Here is an 18,457-nt window from a genome sequence, read left to right as displayed (position 1 = left end):
TGGGTGGGTGGATGTCCATAGACGGCCCGGCCGGGCTCGACATCAAACAACTAACAGCTATGGAAAGCAAGTCAAGCTAATAGATGTATTGGTGGTCAGGGGTGGCGGCGCTCGTTCGCCAGGCACAAAGGTCTGTCGATCCGGAGAAAAGCGGGTATATTGGGACCAACCGCCCAGCGAGGAGGCGTCGGCAACGGGAGTGCCGGCTTGTCTGGGGGGCGTGGCCGTGGTCGAGGTGTCAAAGTGGATCAGGCTGCTGACGAAACGAAACCCTTGCCGGATACCGCGTCGGACGACGCCGCAGAGGAGCTGGGTCCGGTCAACGTGGCCCTGCTGGTGGACGAGGACTATGTGAATCGTTTCGGCAGTCTGTTCGGGCACATGGTGATCGGTCTGGTGGATGAGGTGGTCAATGTGACGGTGGTGTGTCCGGACCCGGAGCTGCTGTCGCGTCTGCCGACGGGTCCGACCCGGATCGTGCCGTTTCGGCCGTCGGCTTGGCCGTGGCGGTATCGTGCCCAGCTCGACACCCTGGTCGAGCAGTTGGACAAGTACAAGGTCAACGTGATTCACGCCTGCAGCGGGACGCAGGGGAACCTGGCCTACGATCTGGCCCAGCGGATGGAGCTTCCGTACCTGGTGACGGTGACGGGGCTGCTCCAGCGGGAATGCTACTGGCGGCTTGACCGTCAGCGGTGCGCCGCCCTGATCGCGATCTCGGAGCCGATCCGCCGGATGCTGGCTGAAGCGTACGGATCGGTGGCGGATCGGATTCGCCTGGTGCGGCCGGGGTGCTTCTGTCGCGTGCGGCCGCCGCGGCCGTCGGAGGGGCATTCGCGGACGATCGTCAGCGCGGGTTTTTTCGACCGTCAGAGCGGCTACGATCTGCTGTTGCGGGCGTTGGCGAAGATGGCGGAGAACAATGTCGAGTACGTGGCGTTCCTGTTCGGCACGGGCCCGCAGGAGTACACGCTGCACCGCTGGGCCCGGCGGGCGGGATTGAGCTCGCGGGTGACATTTCTGCCGCCGATCGCCCGGTGGCAGGGGATTCTGGACGACACGGACGTGTACGTTCAGCCGGGCCGGTTCCACCGGCTGCACAGCGGGCCGTACGAGGCGCTGGCCCGCGGCTGCCCGGTGGTGGCGACGCCGGAGACGGGATTTGACCTGGTGGTCGAGGGCGAGACGGGGCGACTGTTTCCGCTTGGCGACGAGCAGGCCCTCACGGACATCCTGACCGAGTGGCTGACCAAACCCGATTCGCTGGTGGATATCTCGCAGCGGACGAGTCAGTTCGCCAAGGAGCACCTGTCGTTGCGGCAGGAGGTCATGAAGCTGATCGAGTTGTACCGCTCGGCGCTGGCGCGATGAGAGCGGCGGCGGCGTGCCCCGTGACGGATGCTCTTTGGCCCGGTCTGAAAGTGGCCAAAGCTGCCTTAGAACCCTATAATTGACATCCTCTCATGGGTTCTGGAAAGCGAATTGATGACCAAGCTGGAACAGGAACAACTCGAGTTTCCGCAGCTTCAGTCGGCCAGAAAGGCGGCGCCGGTTCAGGCCCAGACGCGCACCGCCCTGGTGGCGACGGTGGCGGTGGACGTGCCGCTGGACCGGGTCTACAGCTATTCGGTGCCGGACGAACTGAAGGATCAGGTCAGGCCGGGCATGCTGGTGCAGGTGCCGCTGGGCCCTCGTCAGGCGCGATATCAGGGGTTCGTGCTGACGGTCTCGCAGCAGGAGTTCACCACGACGCTCAAGCCGATCCTGGCGGTCCTGGACGAACGGGTGCTGTTCGACGCGAAACTGCTGGAACTGGGCCGGTGGCTCTCGGACTACTACGTCTGCCCGCCGGGCACGGCGATGGCGGCGATGATCCCGTCGGCGGTGCTCGAGGGCAAGCGCAGCAGCCGCGTCAAGCCGTACATCCGCGAGGCCCTGCAGGTCGAGCCGACGTTCGGGCTCAACGAGGAACAGGAACGGGTGCTGGAACGGATGCTCTCAGCGGTCCGGGCTGAGGGCTTCAGCGTGTTGCTGGTCCATGGCGTGACGGCTTCGGGCAAGACCGAGCTCTACGTCCGGGCGATCAAGGAGGCCCTAGCGATGGGCAAGTCGGCGATCTACCTGGTGCCCGAGATCGCCCTGACCACGCAGATGATCCACCGTCTGGCCGAGCGGTTCGAGAAGGTGGCGATCTTGCACAGCGGGCTGACCGACGCTCAGCGGCGCGAGACGTGGTACGCGGTGGCCGACGGGCGGGTCAAGGTGATCATCGGGACCCGCTCGGCGATCTTCGCCCCGGCCCCGGACCTCGGCGTGATCGTGGTGGACGAGGAGCACGAGCCGAGCTACAAGAACATCCAGTCGCCGCGGTTCAACACCCGCGACCTGGCGATCAAGCGGGCCCAGCTCGAAGGACTGCCGGTGATCCTCGGGTCGGCCACGCCCGCTCTCGAGAGCTTCCACAACGCCCAGCACAACCCGCACTGGCAGTATCTCTCGCTGCCCAAGCGGGTGGCCGATCTGCCCATGCCGTCGGTCTCGCTGGTGGACATGCAGCAGGAGATGTTCGAGCGCAAGGGCGTCCACCTGCTCAGCCGGCTGATGGAGTCGCGGATCGACGAAACGCTGAAGGCCGGCAAGCAGACGATCCTGCTGCTGAACCGCCGCGGCTACGCCAGCTTCGTGTTCTGCCCGAGCTGCAAGTTCGTGATGACCTGCCCGAACTGCAAGATGAACATGGTGTACCACAAGAGCTCGGGCAAGGCGGCGTGCCACCGGTGCTCAGCCAGGCTGGTCGTGCCGGAAAAGTGCGACCGTTGCGGGCACAAGATGAACAAGTTCGGCCTGGGCACCCAGCGGATCGAGGAGGAGCTCAAGACCAAGTTTCCCGACGCCCGAATCGCCCGGATGGACACCGACGTGATGACCAAGCCGCAGGACTACGAGCGGACGCTGGGCGATTTTGCCGCGGGCAAGACGGATATTCTGCTGGGCACCCAGATGATCGCCAAGGGGCTGGACTTTCCCAACGTGGCGCTGGTGGGCGTGGTGTCGGCGGATATGACGCTGTCAATGCCCGACTTCCGGGCGGCGGAGCGGACGTTCCAGTTGGTGGCCCAGGTAGCCGGCCGGGCGGGACGGGCCGACCATGCGGGCACGGTGGTGGTCCAGAGCTACAGCCTGAGCAGCCCAGCCATCCAATCGGCCCTGCGGCACGACTACCTGAAGTTCGCCAAGCAGGAGCTGTTCATCCGCCGCAAGCTCTCGCTGCCGCCGCTGGGGCGGATCACGCGGATCGTCATCCAGGACGCCCGGCTGACCCAGGTCCAGCAGATCGCCAAGGACCTGGCGGTCGCCCTCCAGCAGTTGGCCCAGCGGCAGTTCCGCGGAATCGCGGTGTTCGGGCCCAACCCGTGCGCGATCAGCCGCATCCGCTCGCGCTATCGCCAGCAACTGCTCATCAAGGCGCCGACCGCCGACCTGATGCGCAAGTTCCTCGCGCGAGCCCGGGCCGACGGCCTGCTGGATATTTCCGTGCGGCAGGTGCAGGTGGATGTGGACCCGGTGGACCTGATGTAGCGAATGATCAGTCACCGCGGCGAAAGCAGGGGGTCAGCTTCCCATCATCTGTTTGAAGGTCCGCTCAAACTCCTCGAGCAGATAACCCCAGACCAGCGCCAGGTGCAGGACGGTGGTGACCGCCGACATGACGGCCCACTCGATCCAGTCCGGTTCGAAGAGGAGTTTGAAGAGCCCGAAGATCAGGATGACGATGAAGATCAGGTCGCCGGGCCAGGCCAGGAAGGACGCCAGGCCGATGCCCGCGGCGATGCCGAGGACCTTGACGATGGCGGGGCCGAAGTCGTCGAACTGAAAGCTCCCGATCTTGGTGGTCAGGGCCATCGCGACCAGAATGATGACGGTGTTGAAGACCAGGCCCATCGCCGCCACCAGCGATGAGAGCTCGAGACGGATCAGCAGGGCCAGGACGAAGACGCCGATCAGGCCCAGCGGCACGATCCAATCGATCACCAGGGCCACCGCGTTGCCGGATCGACGGGCCGGGCGCAGCTTGGCCGCCCGTTGCGATCGCGGCGGTGGGGCCGGAGCGGCTTCGGCTTCCTCTTCGTCAAGGAACTCCAGAAGCGTCTTGGTGCCCGACGAGGCGTCCTCGGCGGAGGCCATCTGCTCGCCGGTGGCGAAGTTGTAGCCGCAGTTGACGCACAGTTCGGCCTCAGCGGGCAGGACGGCCCGGCAGTTGGAGCAATGCTTCCGCTGAGCCTGGACGTCGGACGGCGCGGCCGAATGGCCCTTGCCGTGAGGCAGAAAGGTCGTCTGGTCGCCCGGCTTGTCGGAGGCGCCGGACGGATCGCGGAAGACCGTCTTGATCGAGCCGAGAAAGACCGCGTCGCCGCTGGCCAGCACGTGGGACTTGATGGGCCGGCCCTGGAAGAAGGTGTGGTTGCGCGAGTCGAGATCGGCCACGATCCATCGGCTGGAGACGGTCCGCTGAAGGCGCACGTGGACCCGCGAGATCACCGGCTCGTGAATCTCGATGTCGGCCTCAGCCGACCGGCCGATGGTCATGGTCGGTTTGCTGAGTTCAAAATGTTCGACCTGCCCGTCGGGCAGATACACTTCCAAATGGGCCATGACATCGCCACCGATTCAAATCAGATGCCCGTTCCCAATACGCCGCGCCGCCGGACGGGTCATCGTGTTTCCGCCGCCTGGACGAGTCCCCTTGGCACGGTGACGCGCTTCCACCTCGGCCTCGAAGCGGCTGCGTCAGGGGCCACAGGTATATTGACACGGGCCAAACTCCAGGTCAAGCAAAACCATGCACAAGCCTCGCCTACCGTCCGGGCGGACCGACCGGTCGTCTGATGATAAGACGATTCCGGAAGGCCGAATTTGCCGATTTTTCCGGAGAACGCGATCCGCGGCCCTTCATAATCCCTGGTCCGCATGGTATTTTATACCAATTCAGGAGGCTCAGGTTATGCGATGCGGTATCGGCTATGACATTCATCGGCTAACGGAGGGGCGGGCGCTGATTCTAGGCGGCGTGAAGATTGACTATGCGCTGGGGCTGGCTGGTCACAGCGACGCGGACGTGCTGCTTCACGCGGTGACCGATGCCCTGCTGGGGGCGGCAGGGCTGGGCGATATTGGCGAGCACTTTCCGGATACGGACCCGGCGTTCAAGGACGCCGACAGCGCCGAGCTGACCGGCCAGGTGGTCCGCCGCATCCGCGAACTCGGCTTTACCATCGAAAACCTCGACACTATAATTGTCGCCGAAAAGCCCAAGCTGGCCGGCTATAAGTCTCAGATTCGCGGGAGTTTGGCCCGAATTCTGGAAACACCGCCGGCCCGGGTGAACGTCAAGGCCAAGACCACCGAGGGTCTTGGTCCGATTGGAGAGGGCCGGGGCATCGCCGCCTGGGCCGCTGTAACTCTCGATAGGAAATGACCGCACGCGCTCCAACGAACGCATGGAAAGGGACATCCGCATGGCCGTGACGATCTACAACGCCCTGACCCGCCGAAAAGAGCCGCTGGAACCCGTCGAACCGGGCAGGATCGGCATCTACCTGTGCGGCCCGACGGTCTACAAGAAGTCGCACATCGGCCACGGGGTGGGGCCGGTGATCTTCGATGCGATCCGCCGGTGGCTCGAGCAGATGCATGGCTATCAGGTGACGCTCGTGCTGAATGTCACCGATGTTGAAGATAAATTAATTGATGAGGCGAAGGCCCAAGGCCGGCCGATGCTGGAGATCGCCGAGGAAATTACTACTGATTATCTAAAGTCAGTACAGGCGATGAACGTGCGGATGCCGACGTACATGCCGAAGGCGACCGAGCATATTGCGGAGATCATCGGGGTGGTCGGGCGGCTGATCGACCGGGGTTACGCCTACCAAGTCGACGGCGACGTCTACTTCGACGTGACCAGATGCGAGGGCTACGGCAAGCTCTCGGGCCGTTCGAAGGAGGAGCAGGAGGCGGGCACCCGCGAGGTGGCCGGGGCGGAGGGCAAGCGGCACGCGTGGGATTTCGCCCTGTGGAAATCGGCCAAGCCGGATGAACCGTCGTGGGATTCGCCGTGGGGCAAGGGCCGCCCCGGCTGGCACATCGAGTGCACCGCGATGAGCATGAAGTACCTGGGCGAGACGTTCGACATCCACGGCGGCGGGCGAGACCTGGTGTTCCCGCATCACGAGAACGAGATCGCCCAATCGGAGTGCGCCACGGGCAAGCCGTTCGCCAAGTACTGGGTGCACCACGGCCTGACTCGGGTCGACCAGCGGAAGATGTCCAAGAGCCTCGGCAATATCCGCACCCTGGAGAGTTTGCTCAGCGAGTACCCCGGCGAGGTGCTGCGGTTCTTCATTCTCAGCACGCACTACCGCCGGCCGATCGACTTTTCGGATGAGGAAATCCGCAAGGTCCGGCGGGGCATGCAGACGTTCTACCGGCTTTTCGACCGCGTGGCGAGGATCACCGGGCAGGACGTCTACGCCCTGGCGGCGATTCCCGCCCCGGTCCGCGACGAAAAGCTCTCGGAGGCGGCGGAGGGCTTTGTCAATGCGATCGACGAGCATCGCGGCAAACTGGTCGAGGCGATGAACGACGATTTCAACACCGCGGAGGCGATCGCCTCGCTGTACGAAATGGCGCACGCGGCCAACAGTTTCATCGAAGCAGCCGAGATTGGCTCGGATTCGCCGGACGAGGAGAAACGCACCCTCCTGACCGGCGTTCAGACGCTGCGGCACTACGCGATGATGCTGGGGCTGTTCGAGCAGCCGCCGCAAACCGCGGTCTCGGACGAGTTGACCGGATCGCTGATGGAGCTGCTGATCGAGGTGCGGGCGTCGGCCCGGCAGGCCAAGCAGTACGCCATCGCCGACCGGATTCGCGACCGCCTGGTCGAACTGGGGGTCCAGCTCAAGGACACCAAGGAAGGGACGACCTGGGAGCGGGCGAGCCAGTAGGTCCGGCGGACGGCGCTTGAGAAATTCGACCGGATCGGGTATGAATCCAGTGTGGTCGGAAGGGTTGCTTCGTGGCGTATCATGCCTGAACCGGTGGACATCTCGAGCGGTCCGGCGCTGATCTGCGGCTTGGACCCGGGCCTGCAGCGGACGGGGTACGGTATCATCTCCACAGCGGGCCAACATCTGAAGCTGGTGGACGCCGGGTTCATCGCAACATCGGCCGACGACGAGTTGCCGGTGCGGCTGGCCCAGCTCTACGCCGAACTCCGGGCGATCTTTCAGGAGTATCCAAGGGTAAGGACCGCGGCGGTGGAGGAGGTCTATAGCCACTATCGCCATCCGCGGACCGCGGTGCTGATGGCCCATGCCCGAGGGGTGCTGCTGCTGGCGGCGAAGGACGCGGGCGTGCAGGTGTTGAGCCTGCCGGCGACGATGGTCAAGAAGGCCTTGGTCGGCTTCGGCCGGGCGGGCAAAATGCAGGTGCAGCGGGCGGTGAGCATCCGGCTGGGGCTGACGCTGCGGGAGGAGATCCCAGCCGACGTGACCGACGCGCTGGCCCTGGCGATCTGCGGCGTCGAGCACATGCGAAGCCCGCAACTGGCGGTCCGCATGGCGGCTCAGAAAGCGGAAAGAAGGCGGGAGTCGCAATCCGGCGGGGCGTAGCGGGGCTTGGTCGCCGGAGGCCGGTGTTCTCAAGATCATCCTTGCATCCGGGGCGGGGCGACGCTATATACAGGTCTATCGGTTGGGGGTATCCCTATCACGCATACGCCGAGAGAAGGAGAAGTATCATGGCCAAGATAGGCGAGTTTGTTCGGACCGATGACTTCAAGAACGAAAAGCACGTCCCGGTGATCGAACTGCCGGCCGGTATCCAGGCGGGCGAGCCGTTCGAGGTGAGGGTGACGGTGGGCAAGGAGATTCCGCATCCCAACACCACCGAGCACCACATCCAGTGGATCGAGCTGTACTTCAAAGCGGAAGGCGACCCGAACATCTACGAACTCGGCCGCGCGACCTTCGCCGCCCACGGGGCCTCGACGAAGGGGGCCAATGAGGGTCCGGCGTACACCAACCCGTCGGCCTGCTTCAACGTCAAGCTCGGCAAGGCCGGCCAGTTGATCGCGATCGAGCACTGCAATATCCACGGCCTGTGGGAAGGCACGGCGGAGATCAAGCTGTAGGGCGTTGAGACCTGATGAAACGGGCGGCGAGGATGAAGCTTCCCGCCGCCGGCGATCACGGAGGAACAGGAGATGGCGCACGCCGAACGTTCGGAAGGCGGACGGGAGATATTGGGCGAGAAGGCGGTCCTGGCTGAGATGGTCGGCTACCAAGCTGGGTCGGTCGTCAGCCGGACGCTGGTCGATAGGCCGCAGGGAACGGTGACGCTGTTTTCGTTCGACCAGGGCCAGGGCCTCAGCGAACACAGCGCGCCGTTCGACGCGATGGTGCAGGTGCTCGAGGGTGAAGGGGAGTTCGTCATCTCCGGCCGGCCGCATCGTCTCGGCGCGGGGGAGACGATCATCATGCCCGCCGACGAACCGCACGCGGTCAAGGCGCCGCAACGGTTCAAGATGCTGCTGGTGATGATCCGCTAGCGGGCGGTCCGGTCAGGAACCGGACTTGCCGTTGCCCGCGCACTTGTGGCACCGGCCGGTGAAATACACTTTCAGGCCGAGGACGTCAAAGCTCGGATCAATCCGGCCGTCCGGAAGCTCCACGGGGAATTTCGAGAAAGCCACATCCAGTACGCGACCGCAACGGGTGCAGACGGCGTGGTGGTGCGCCTCGGGATTCCCCTCGAACCGCTGGCGTCCGGTGCCGGTGTCGATGGTCTGCAGGACGTCCATCTCGGCCAGCGTCTGAAGCGTCTTGTAGACGGTAGAGAGCGAGAGAGTGGGATAGGACCGCTTGAGACAGTCGTAGACTTCCTCCGCGGAAGGGTGCGTCCGATCCTGCCGAAGAGCCCGCAGGATCGCCAACCTCTGCCCCGTCGCCCGCAACCCGCACTGGCGCAACTGATCGATTAGTTGAGTCTCGGTAAACTGCTGCACGGCAACTCCCATGCGGCCCCATATGCCTCGCTACCGCGATGTTGTCTCGACCCGGGCCAACTTACATATGTTAACTGATAATGGAGTAAAAGCCAGCCTCATTTTTAAAATTTTTCAAATTTCCCGGGGCCTTTACCGGGGGGGGGCGGCGAGGCTATCATACCGCAGACCCGCGACGCCGGTAGAGCGAAGAAGGCCGGGTGTATTGGTGTTTGGAGCCAAAGGAGGGCGATCGTGAAGACGCTGCCGCAGTGGCCGTATTTGACGGCGGAAGTCCCGCCGCTGGTGGGACGGATCAAGGTCCGTCCCGAGGATTTCGTGGTCGAGGAGATCCCGCAGTACCCGTGCAGCGGGGAGGGAACGCACACCTATTTCCAGGTGGAGAAGCGCGGACTAACAACGCTGGAACTGGTTCGCCGGCTGGCCCGGGCTCTGGGCCGCCGTGAGGTGGATATCGGTTATGCGGGCCTCAAGGACGCGCGGGCGGTCACCCGGCAAATGATGAGTATCGAGCACCTGGAGCCGGAGCGGTTGGCCCAGATATCGCTGCAGGACGTGCAGATCCTGCGGGTGGATCGGCACGTCAACAAGCTCAAGCTCGGCCACCTGGCGGGCAACCGGTTTTCGATAAAGGTCCGGGAAATCGACACTTCCGCGGAGCAGGCCGCGAGGGAAGGGCTGGAGACGCTGGTCCGGCGGGGGGTGCCGAACTACTTTGGCCACCAGCGGTTCGGCGTTCGCGGCGACAGCTGGCTGATGGGCCGGGCGGTGATCCAGGGCAATCCGAAGGATCTTGTGGACCAGTTCTGCGGCCGGCCGGACGAGAACGACCGGGAGATGATCCGTCGGGCGCGGGAGCTGTACGACCGGGGCCAGTACGAGCTTGCCGCCGAGGTCTGGCCGGGGTATTTCCGGGACGCCCGGCGGGCCTGCCGGATACTGGCGGGAAATCCGACAGCATTCGGTCGGGCATTCGCGTCGATCGACCGGAATCTCAAGCGGCTGTTCGTTTCCGCTTACCAATCGTACCTGTTCAACGAGGTGCTGGCCCGGCGGATCGAGGCGATCGACCGGATGGAGACCGGCGATCTGGCCTACAAGCACGAGAACGGGGCGGTATTCATGGTCGAGAATGCCGACGTGGAACAGCCGCGGGCGGCGCAATTCGAGATCAGCCCCAGTGGCCCGCTTTACGGCTACCGGATGCGGTTTCCGGAAGGGGAGCCGGGTCGGGTCGAGGCGGCGGTGCTGGAGGCTGAGGGCCTCTCGACCGATGAGTTCCGCCAGGCCAAGGGTCACAAGATCAAGGGCAGCCGCCGGCCGCTGCGGGTCCGCGTCTCTGAACTGGCTACGGCCTGCGGCGAGGACGAACACGGGCCGTACCTGCAGTTGGACTTTGTCCTGCCCGCTGGATCCTACGCCACCGCGGTCCTGCGCGAGTTGATGAAGGAGCACCTGCTTCGGCAGGAACTCGGCGGCGACGGCGAGGACTGACCATCGCGCTTACACGTGTGGCGGCGGCGATTAAGCGATTTCAGGCCAGAACGCCCTTGCCCGCGTAGGTTTTGGGGTCGATCTCGTACTTGGTGATCTTGTAGCCGAGGATCCGCTGGGTGACCCCGAGCATGCGGGCGGCGCGGCCCTGATGGCCGTGGTTGGCCTTGAGGGCTTCAAGGATCATCTCGCGTTCGAGGTTCTCGACGGCGCCGGGCATCGAACCGGGGGTCGAGCGGCTCGAGGCTTTGGCGGTCTGAAGCGAGGGCGGCAGATGCTCAGCCCGGATCGCGTCCTCCTGGCAGACCAGCACGGAGCGCTCGATGCAGTTTTCCAGCTCGCGGACGTTGCCCGGCCAGTGGTAGCTGACCAGCATGTCGATGGCGGGAGTGGAGATGCGGCGGATGGGCTTGCCGTTGGCTTGGCTGTAGCGTTCCAGGAAGTGGTCGGCCATAAGCATGATGTCGTCTTTTCGCTCTCGCAGGGGCGGCAAAAAGATGGGAAAAACGTTGATCCGGTAGTAGAGGTCCTCACGGAACCGCTGGCGTCGCAGTTCCTCTTCGAGGTCCTTGGAGGTGGCGGCCAGGACGCGGACGTCGACCTTGATGGTCTCATCGGTGCCGAGGGGCTCGAACTCCTTGAACTGCAGGACCCGCAGGAGCTTGGCCTGGAGGGCGGGCGAGATGTCGCCGATCTCATCGAGGAAGATGGTGCCTCCGTCGGCCTGCTGGAAGCGGCCCTTGCGCGAGCGGTTGGCCCCGGTAAAGGCGCCTTTCTCATAGCCGAAGAGTTCGCTTTCGAGCAGGGACTCGGGCAGGGCGGCGCAGTTGACCTTGACGAACGGGTGCTCGGCCCGGGGGGAGTTGTAGTGGATGGCGTGGGCGACCAGCTCCTTGCCGGTGCCGGTTTCGCCGCGGATCAGGACGGTGGCGTGGCTGGGCGCGACCTGGCGGACCAGTTCGTGGATTTCCCGCATTTTGCTGGAGTTGCCGAGCACGCCTTCGAGGTGGTAGCGTTCCTGCAACTGGTGGCGCAGGTGGAGGTTCTCGTCGAGCAGGCGGTTGCGCTCCTCTTCGACGGAGCGGATCAGGTGGACGCCCTGGGCGATCAGGGACGAGACGATGTTAAGGATCTTGACGTCGGCTTCGAGATCATCGGCGCTCCGTTCGGGCACATCGACGCTCAGGGCCCCGATGGTCTGGGCGGAAAGCTTGATCGGCACGCAGATAAACCCGAGCTTGGCGGCCTTCAGGTCGCCCCGACTCCGGGTTCGGTTGAGGAAACGCCGGTCCTTGTCGATCCGTGGGACGACCACGCCCTGGCCGGTCTGAACGACGGTGCCGGTGATGCCCTCGCCAATTTTGTAGAAGACGTTCTTGGTGGCGGCCTCCGAGAGGCCGTGTGCGCACTCGATCCGGAGCGTTTCGGTGGACGGATCGAGAAGGGTTAGGGTGGCCCGTAGCATCCCCATCTTCTCATTAAGCTTTTTAAGAACGTCAGTTAGAGTTGTTCGCAGGTCAAGCGACTCGGTGATTGCCTTGGTGATTTCGTAGAGGGTTTCGAGTTCCAGCTCTTTTCGCTCCATCGACGGCCGCCTTTCGATGATCTACAAAAGTGTATTTATATTCTATGGAGGCCGTTGACTCAAGACAAAAAGCTTTTCCCGCGGGGAAAAAGTCCGTAGAATAGGCCCAATTCGGAGGCGCTCAACCCGGCTGACAGCCTCTAGCGATGATTCTGCGAGAAGCCGGACTTGAGGAAAGATAGAGGTATATATGGTTCAAAGATCGAGTGCGGGATCGGAGACGACGGCCAACGCAACCCCCGAACCAGTGGCGCAGGGCGCAGCGGGGATGGTGCATATCGGATTTGACATCGGTTCGGTGGCGGCCAAGCTGGTCGTGCTGGACGGGGCCGGAAAGGTCCTGGAGGAGCAGTATCAGCGTCACCTGGGCCAGCCGGTCAAGTTCGCCCTGTCGCTGCTGGATGACGTGCTGACCCGGCATTCGGCGAGCCAGATCGGGACGCTGGCGGGCACGGGCACTGCGGGGCGGTTCGTGTGCAAGCTGATGGACACGAAGTTCATCAACGAGTTGAGCTGTCAGGCCGCAGCGATCCGTCGGCTGGTGCCGGAGGCCCGGACGGTGGTGGAGATGGGCGGGCAGGACAGCAAGCTGATCTTCCTGTCGGGCGACGCGGGCGACCTGTCGGGTATTGAAGATTTCGCGATGAACACGGCGTGCGCCGCCGGGACGGGCAGCTTCCTGGACCAGCAGGCGTCGCGGATCGGCTTGGATGTTTCGGAACTGGGGCAGTTGGCGCTGAAGTGCGAGGTCCCGCCGCGGGTGGCCGGTCGCTGTTCGGTGTTCGCCAAGTCGGACATGATCCACCTTCAGCAGCAGGCGACGCCGGTGCACGACATCGTGGCCGGTCTGTGCTTCGGGCTGGCAAGGAATCTCAAGAGCAACCTGGGCCGCGGCAAGGACCTGACCAAGCCGGTGGTGTTCACGGGCGGCGTGGCTTGGAACGCGGGTGTGGTGCGGGCGATGCGGGAGGTGCTCGAGGCCGATGGCCCGGGCCAGTTCGTGGTGCCGGAGCAACACGCCTTGACCGGGGCGATCGGGGCGGGCCTGCTGGCGATGCGGGACTGGGACGGCAAGTCGTGCGTGGAGGTGAACCTGCATCCGCTGCGGGAGTACCTCTCGTCGCAGAAGACGATCGGGCACCGGCTGGCGAAACTCACGCGGCCCGAGCGCGGCTATCCGCGGATGGAGACGCAGGCCGACGAGGTCTTTTCGGCCCTCAAGCCGGGCCAGAAGGTGCCGGCGTTTCTGGGGATCGACGTCGGCTCGATCAGCACCAACGTGGTGGTGATTGACGAACAGCAGCGGGTGCTGGCCAAGGCGTACCTGATGACCGCGAGCAAACCGCTGGAGGCGGTGCGCCAGGGCTTGGCGATGGTCGGCGAGGTGGTGGCGGACAAGGTCGAGATCCGCGGCGTGGCCACGACGGGTTCCGGACGCTATCTGACCGGCGATTTCGTCGGGGCCGATACGGTGGTCAACGAGATCACCGCCCAGGCAACGGCGGCGGCGGTGATCGATCCGCAGGTGGACACGATCTTCGAGATCGGCGGCCAGGACTCCAAATACATCTCGTTGGAAAACGGAGTGGTGGTCGATTTCGAGATGAACCATGCGTGCGCAGCCGGGACGGGCTCGTTCCTGGAGGAGCAGGCCGAGCGGCTGGGAATCGACATCAAGACGCAGTTCAGCAACCTAGCCCTCTCGGCTGAGAATCCGATCCGTCTGGGCGAGCGGTGCACGGTATTCATGGAGTCGGACCTGCTGAACTACCAGCAGCAGGGGGCTCGGACGGACGACCTGGTGGGCGGGCTGTGCTACTCGATCGTGGCCAACTACCTGAACCGCGTGGTCGGGCGGCGCAAGATCGGCAACCGGATCTTCTTCCAGGGCGGCACCGCGTTCAACAAGGGCGTGGTCGCGGCGTTCGAGTCGGTCACGGGCAAGCCGGTAACGGTCCCGCCGCACCACGAGGTGACCGGGGCGATCGGCGTGGCGATCCTGGCCAAGCGCTACGTCGAGACGAAGGGGATCACGACCAGCACGTTCCGCGGCTTTGACATCTCGCAGCGGAAATACGAGATCCGGTCGTTCGAGTGCACGCACTGCGCGAACAACTGCGAGATCAAGGAAGTGACGATTGAAGGGTCGGACGCCCCGCTGTACTACGGATCGCGGTGCGACCGGTACAACGTCAAGAAGGACCAGGAGCAGACGACGGCAACGATTCCCGACCTGTTCCGCGAGCGGCAGGCGATGCTGGAGAAGTTCGCCCGCGTCCGCCGCAAACCCAGCGGCGGCCGCAAGACGGTCGGCATTCCGCTGATGCTGGGCAATTTCCAGCTTCTGCCGTTCTGGGGCACGTTCTTCGACGAATTGGGCTACGAGCCGATCGTCAGCCCGCCGTCGACCAAGAAACTGATCCGGCGCGGCGTCGAGGCGGTGGTCTCGCAGCCGTGTTTCCCGGTGAAGGTGGCCCACGGCCACGTGATCGATCTGCTGGATCGCAAGCTCGACTACCTGTGGCTGCCCAGCGTGGTCTCACTGGAGCGCGACGAGCCGGACATCAACAACCAGCTCTGCCCGTACGTGCAGACGATCCCGTACCAGATCCAGGTGGCGATCGACCTGCAGCGGTACGGAACGAAGATGCTGGCCCCGTACGTGCGTTTCCAGGACGGCTGGAAGGAACTGGTCCGCTGCATGCAGGTGCTCTGCGACGAGTTGGGCGTCAGCAAGGCGCAGATCGCCTCGGCCCTTCGGGCGGCCCAGGCGGCCCAGAGGGCGTTTGAGGCGGCATGCCGTCAGAGAGGCCAGGAAGTGCTCGGGCAGGTCAAGCCGGACGAGCGGGCGATGGTCCTGGTCAGCCGGCCGTACAACGGCTGCGATCCGGGCGTGAGCCTCGATATCCCCGGCAAGCTCCGCAAGCTCGGTATGCTGACCATCCCGCTGGACTTCCTGGATTTCAGCACGGTCTCAGCCAACGCGCGCTATCAGGCCAAGGACGGGATGTACTGGAAGTACGGCCAGCGGATCATCAAGGGCGCGAAGATCGTGCGAAACGATCCGCGGCTCTTCGCGGTCTACCTGACCAATTTCAGTTGCGGGCCGGATTCGTTTATCGGCACGTTCTTCAAGGACCTGATGGGCCAGAAGCCCTACCTGATGCTGGAGATCGACGAGCATTCAGCCGACGCGGGCGTGGTCACGCGGCTCGAGGCCTATCTGGAGTCGCTGCGCAACGCCAAGAACGTTCAGCCGGCCCCGATCCGCGAGGAAGAGCTCCAGATCGCCCGGGTCGACTGCTCGAGGCGCAAGGTTTATATCCCGTGGATGGGCGATCACGCCTACGCTCTGGCGGCGGCGTTCCGGGCGTGCGGCCAGCCGTCGGAGGTCCTGCCGCTGGCCGACCAGGAGACGCTGGAGATCGGCCGGCGATTCACCACCGGCAAAGAGTGTTTGCCGTGCATCGTGACCACGGGCGACATGGTCAAGAAGGCCTGGTCGACGGGATTTGACGCCGAGCACTCGGCATTCTTCATGCCGGGCGGATCGGGCCCGTGCCGGTTCGGGCAGTACAACTGCCTCCAGCGGCTGGTGTTGAACGAGATTGGAATGGCCGGCGTGCCGGTGGTCTCGCCATCGCAGGACAAGAGCTTCTACGAGGACTTCCGGCAGTTCCGCCAGGACCCGACGCGCCTGGCCTGGAACGGGATCGTGGCGGTGGACGTGCTGCTCAAGGCGCTGCTGGCCCTTCGGCCGTACGAAATCCGCAGCGGCGAGACGGTCGAAACCTACCGGCGGTGGGTGGACGAGGTCAGCCGAGCCATCGAAGCCAACGCCTCGGAACGCGAACTGGGCGCGATGATGCGCTCGGCGGCCAGGGCGTTCAAGCAGATCAAGGTGGACCGCACCGTCCGCAAACCGCACATCGGGATCGTGGGCGAGATCTACGTGCGAAGCCATGTGTTCAGCAACGACTACCTGGTGGACCGGCTCGAATCGCTGGGCGCGCAGGTGTCGCTGGCCAGCTTCGCCGAGTGGATGTACTACACCAACTTCACCCGCAAACGGACGGCGCGGCGCGAGGCCGAGTGGAAGAGCCTGATGATTAACTGGGTCAAGGACCGGCTGCAGAAGAAGATCGAGCGAAACCTCGCCGAACCGTTCGAAGAGGTGATTCCGCACGCGGTCGAGCCGGCGGTCGAAGAGATTATCGAGTTCGGCAGTGCGTACATTCACGACAGCTTCGAGGGCGAAGCGGGACTGTCGGTGGGCAAGATGATCGAGTACCACCGTCACGGCGTGGACGCGATCGTCAACGTCGGGCCGTTCACCTGCATGCCCTCGACGATCGTCTCCGCCGTCATGAAGAAGCTGGCCCAGGACCTCGACAACATGCCGATGATCACCATCATGTACGACGGTCAGGGCGACCCGACCATGGACACGCGGCTCGAAGCCTTCATCGACCAGGCCCGCTCATTCCAAGCCAAACGCACCCGCCACACCGGCAGCCCGGTCACAGCGGGGAAATGAGCCAAGCGATCAGTCGACCGTCAGAAAGTCAGCCAGGCGCGCAAGCTGGGCCAGGGACTTCTCCGGAATCCAGCCGTCAGCCGTGTCGATGGGCACGTTGATGGTGACCGCGCCGCCGACCTTTTTGCACGCGGCGGCCCAGACGAACAGCTCGTCGTCGGCGTAGGACATCGTCGGAACGTGCGGGTTGAACGAGCAGTCGAGCGGCAGCAGGGCGTGCCACTGGACGCCGTCGATGAACCGGCCGTCGGGCATATAGAACGTGGCGGTCTTGTCGCGGACCTTGCCGTCCGGTGTCATCGTCGCCCCTTCGCCGACGAAGTCGGTGCGAATCCGGCCGTCCTCGAGAAGATGGATTTCACCCGCGTGGTAGTCCTCCAGCGGCGTGAGCGGTTTGATGTTGCCGACGCAGAAGGCCCCGTCGTTGAGGGCGACAATGGCGGATGGATTGCCCCTCTTGGCGGCGGCAAGCCATCGCATCCAGTCCCATCGGCCGTGATGGAACTGCTCGAAGCAGCCGTCGAACCACCAGCCGTCATTCAGATCGCCGAACTTGACCGAGTAGGCCTCCACGAATTTCAGATAGCTGTCGTGAAAGGCCGATTGGGCGACGTCGCCGTCCTTCCATCCGAATGCGTTCTTGATCTCCGCCGATTGGCCGGCGACCTCGGCGGGCAGATACAGGATCATCTTCTTGCCGGATTCCTTGACCCGCTGGGCGATTTCGAGGGCCAGATCGCGGCGGGAGGTGCGGCCGGGCAGGGCGGCGTCGAGGAAGTCGTTCGGGCTGCAGTAGCAGCCGGTGTTCTGGCCGAGGGTAAAGATCAGCCAGTCGGCTCCGCAGCGGTCGAACTGGGCCATGAACCGGTCGAGATCGAAGTTATCGACGGTGCGGTTGAGCTCGGCGGTGCAGGCTGTGGGCGTCGCGCCCTGAGGGCTGACCAGGTAGTGGACCATCAGGCCGTAGAGACCGTCGTGCAGCCATTGTGCGGGATGCGCCATTGGGGGATACTCCGTGAATGTGCCGGCCGCAGCGGCGTCCGTCAGGGGCAAAACACCTCGATCAGGTAGAGCGGATCGTTCTGGATCTTCCGGCCGATCAGGTCGGCCATCGGGCCGGCCTCGACGAGGCGGCAAAGGGCCTGGCCGACCGTGCCGTTGGTCTGGATGCCCGCGGCGAGCAGATCGTCCTCGACGCGCGGATAGCGGCGTTTGACGCCCGGCACGTGCGGATGGGTCGGCACGACCCAGCATCGGCCGTCGAGGTCGATGGCCATCGGACGGTGCAGCTCGCGGCAGACGGTGGGGGCCCCGTTGGTGTTTTCGACGAAGTGAAGCGTCGTGTCGGCGGCGTGCGTGACGCCCAACAGCAGGATCTTGCCGCCGGCCGCGACAAGCTTCTGATACGGGCTGCCGTGGCCGACCGAGACGTTGCAGAACTGATGGCCGTCGAGGAGAGTCTGGGCCCAGCGTCCGACGGCGGCGGTGCAGTGGGTTGGACTGATCGAGCGGAGCACGCCGGGCCGTCGGCGAAAGACCTCGGTGATCACGCCCAGTTCGGAAGGCGAGGTCCGCACGTCGAACACGCAGCCGCTGCGGACGAGGGCATGTTCGCTGCCGGACTGAAAGCTGGGCATCAACAGCGTACCATCGGGCCCGAGAACATCCAGCAGGGCGTCGATGACGGCATCCGGGCCGCCGTCGACCCGGCCCAACGACGAGAGCGAACTATGCACCAGCACGGTATCGCCCGGCTGCAACCCAAGTTGGGCCAGGC

14 protein-coding genes are annotated in these 18,457 nt (G+C 64.4%); 9 read left to right on the top strand and 5 right to left on the bottom strand.

Translation table 11 applies throughout. The features are described 5' to 3' along the window. The first annotated feature begins 273 nt into the window (after window positions 1-273). Together GXY33_00070 and priA are read left to right on the top strand one after the other, a co-directional pair. Window positions 274-1,371, top strand: coding sequence for a glycosyltransferase family 4 protein (locus GXY33_00070; protein NLX03517.1), 1,098 nt, complete (start codon window positions 274-276; stop codon window positions 1,369-1,371). A gap of 114 nt (window positions 1,372-1,485) precedes the next feature. Then, entirely contained in the window at window positions 1,486-3,579 is a 2,094-nt protein-coding gene (priA, locus tag GXY33_00065) for a primosomal protein N' (protein NLX03516.1), read from the top strand. Window positions 3,580-3,612: 33 nt separating this feature from the next. Here priA and GXY33_00060 read toward each other — a convergent pair whose 3' ends face one another. Beyond that, the gene (locus GXY33_00060; GenBank protein NLX03515.1) at window positions 3,613-4,653 is read right to left on the bottom strand and encodes an FHA domain-containing protein; all 1,041 of its coding nucleotides are present in this window, start codon (window positions 4,651-4,653) and stop codon (window positions 3,613-3,615) included. Window positions 4,654-5,002: 349 nt separating this feature from the next. Between GXY33_00060 and GXY33_00055 the strand changes: the two genes are divergently transcribed. The 5 genes from GXY33_00055 to GXY33_00035 all read left to right on the top strand — a co-directional run bounded on the left by GXY33_00055 (window position 5,003) and on the right by GXY33_00035 (window position 8,608). After that, on the top strand, window positions 5,003-5,476 hold the full coding sequence (locus GXY33_00055) for a 2-C-methyl-D-erythritol 2,4-cyclodiphosphate synthase (GenBank protein ID NLX03514.1): 474 nt from the start codon (window positions 5,003-5,005) through the stop codon (window positions 5,474-5,476). 40 nt (window positions 5,477-5,516) lie between these two features. Further along, complete coding sequence (locus GXY33_00050; protein ID NLX03513.1) at window positions 5,517-7,004, top strand: cysteine--tRNA ligase; 1,488 nt, start codon at window positions 5,517-5,519, stop codon at window positions 7,002-7,004. Between the two features lie 81 nt (window positions 7,005-7,085). Next, window positions 7,086-7,670, top strand: coding sequence for a crossover junction endodeoxyribonuclease RuvC (gene ruvC, locus GXY33_00045; GenBank protein ID NLX03512.1), 585 nt, complete (start codon window positions 7,086-7,088; stop codon window positions 7,668-7,670). 128 nt (window positions 7,671-7,798) lie between these two features. Further along, complete coding sequence (locus tag GXY33_00040; GenBank protein NLX03511.1) at window positions 7,799-8,191, top strand: Neelaredoxin; 393 nt, start codon at window positions 7,799-7,801, stop codon at window positions 8,189-8,191. Window positions 8,192-8,263: 72 nt separating this feature from the next. Further along, window positions 8,264-8,608 carry a cupin domain-containing protein gene (locus tag GXY33_00035; protein NLX03510.1) on the top strand — a complete coding sequence of 115 codons (345 nt, stop codon included), beginning with the start codon at window positions 8,264-8,266 and terminating at the stop codon, window positions 8,606-8,608. Between the two features lie 12 nt (window positions 8,609-8,620). Here the strand turns inward: GXY33_00035 and GXY33_00030 are convergent, their stop codons facing one another. Then, window positions 8,621-9,076: a transcriptional repressor gene (locus GXY33_00030; GenBank protein ID NLX03509.1), complete on the bottom strand. Its 456-nt coding sequence runs from the start codon at window positions 9,074-9,076 to the stop codon at window positions 8,621-8,623. 222 nt (window positions 9,077-9,298) lie between these two features. On the opposite strand from GXY33_00030, the gene truD reads away from it, so the two are divergent. Continuing rightward, window positions 9,299-10,558, top strand: a complete 1,260-nt coding sequence (truD, locus tag GXY33_00025) for a tRNA pseudouridine(13) synthase TruD (protein ID NLX03508.1) — start codon at window positions 9,299-9,301, stop codon at window positions 10,556-10,558. A 40-nt stretch (window positions 10,559-10,598) separates the two neighbouring features. Here the strand turns inward: truD and GXY33_00020 are convergent, their stop codons facing one another. Beyond that, on the bottom strand, window positions 10,599-12,161 hold the full coding sequence (locus GXY33_00020; protein NLX03507.1) for a sigma 54-interacting transcriptional regulator: 1,563 nt from the start codon (window positions 12,159-12,161) through the stop codon (window positions 10,599-10,601). A gap of 172 nt (window positions 12,162-12,333) precedes the next feature. Between GXY33_00020 and GXY33_00015 the strand changes: the two genes are divergently transcribed. Further along, window positions 12,334-16,680, top strand: a complete 4,347-nt coding sequence (locus GXY33_00015; protein NLX03506.1) for a CoA activase — start codon at window positions 12,334-12,336, stop codon at window positions 16,678-16,680. A 9-nt stretch (window positions 16,681-16,689) separates the two neighbouring features. Here GXY33_00015 and GXY33_00010 read toward each other — a convergent pair whose 3' ends face one another. Together GXY33_00010 and GXY33_00005 are read right to left on the bottom strand one after the other, a co-directional pair. Then, window positions 16,690-17,682 (bottom strand): hypothetical protein, encoded by a 993-nt coding sequence (locus tag GXY33_00010; protein NLX03505.1) that lies wholly within the window; start codon window positions 17,680-17,682, stop codon window positions 16,690-16,692. Between the two features lie 41 nt (window positions 17,683-17,723). Beyond that, a partial coding sequence (locus tag GXY33_00005; protein NLX03504.1) for an AAC(3) family N-acetyltransferase occupies window positions 17,724-18,457 on the bottom strand: 734 nt, incomplete at its 5' end.

The sequence above is a fragment of the Phycisphaerae bacterium genome (assembly GCA_012729815.1).
In the GTDB taxonomy this organism is placed as follows: Bacteria; Planctomycetota; Phycisphaerae; order JAAYCJ01; family JAAYCJ01; genus JAAYCJ01.
This window is presented reverse-complemented; position numbering and strand designations above follow the sequence as displayed.

What these genes read in the sequence shown, in the direction of transcription:
- ruvC (NLX03512.1), top strand. Translation starts at nt 7,086, where the DNA reads ATGCCTGAACCGGTGGACATCTCGAGCGGTCCGGCGCTGATCTGCGGC.
- GXY33_00030 (NLX03509.1), bottom strand. Translation starts at nt 9,076, where the DNA reads ATGGGAGTTGCCGTGCAGCAGTTTACCGAGACTCAACTAATCGATCAG.
- GXY33_00050 (NLX03513.1), top strand. Translation starts at nt 5,517, where the DNA reads ATGGCCGTGACGATCTACAACGCCCTGACCCGCCGAAAAGAGCCGCTG.
- priA (NLX03516.1), top strand. Translation starts at nt 1,486, where the DNA reads ATGACCAAGCTGGAACAGGAACAACTCGAGTTTCCGCAGCTTCAGTCG.
- GXY33_00010 (NLX03505.1), bottom strand. Translation starts at nt 17,682, where the DNA reads ATGGCGCATCCCGCACAATGGCTGCACGACGGTCTCTACGGCCTGATG.
- GXY33_00015 (NLX03506.1), top strand. Translation starts at nt 12,334, where the DNA reads ATGGTTCAAAGATCGAGTGCGGGATCGGAGACGACGGCCAACGCAACC.
- GXY33_00060 (NLX03515.1), bottom strand. Translation starts at nt 4,653, where the DNA reads ATGGCCCATTTGGAAGTGTATCTGCCCGACGGGCAGGTCGAACATTTT.
- GXY33_00035 (NLX03510.1), top strand. Translation starts at nt 8,264, where the DNA reads ATGGCGCACGCCGAACGTTCGGAAGGCGGACGGGAGATATTGGGCGAG.
- GXY33_00055 (NLX03514.1), top strand. Translation starts at nt 5,003, where the DNA reads ATGCGATGCGGTATCGGCTATGACATTCATCGGCTAACGGAGGGGCGG.
- GXY33_00040 (NLX03511.1), top strand. Translation starts at nt 7,799, where the DNA reads ATGGCCAAGATAGGCGAGTTTGTTCGGACCGATGACTTCAAGAACGAA.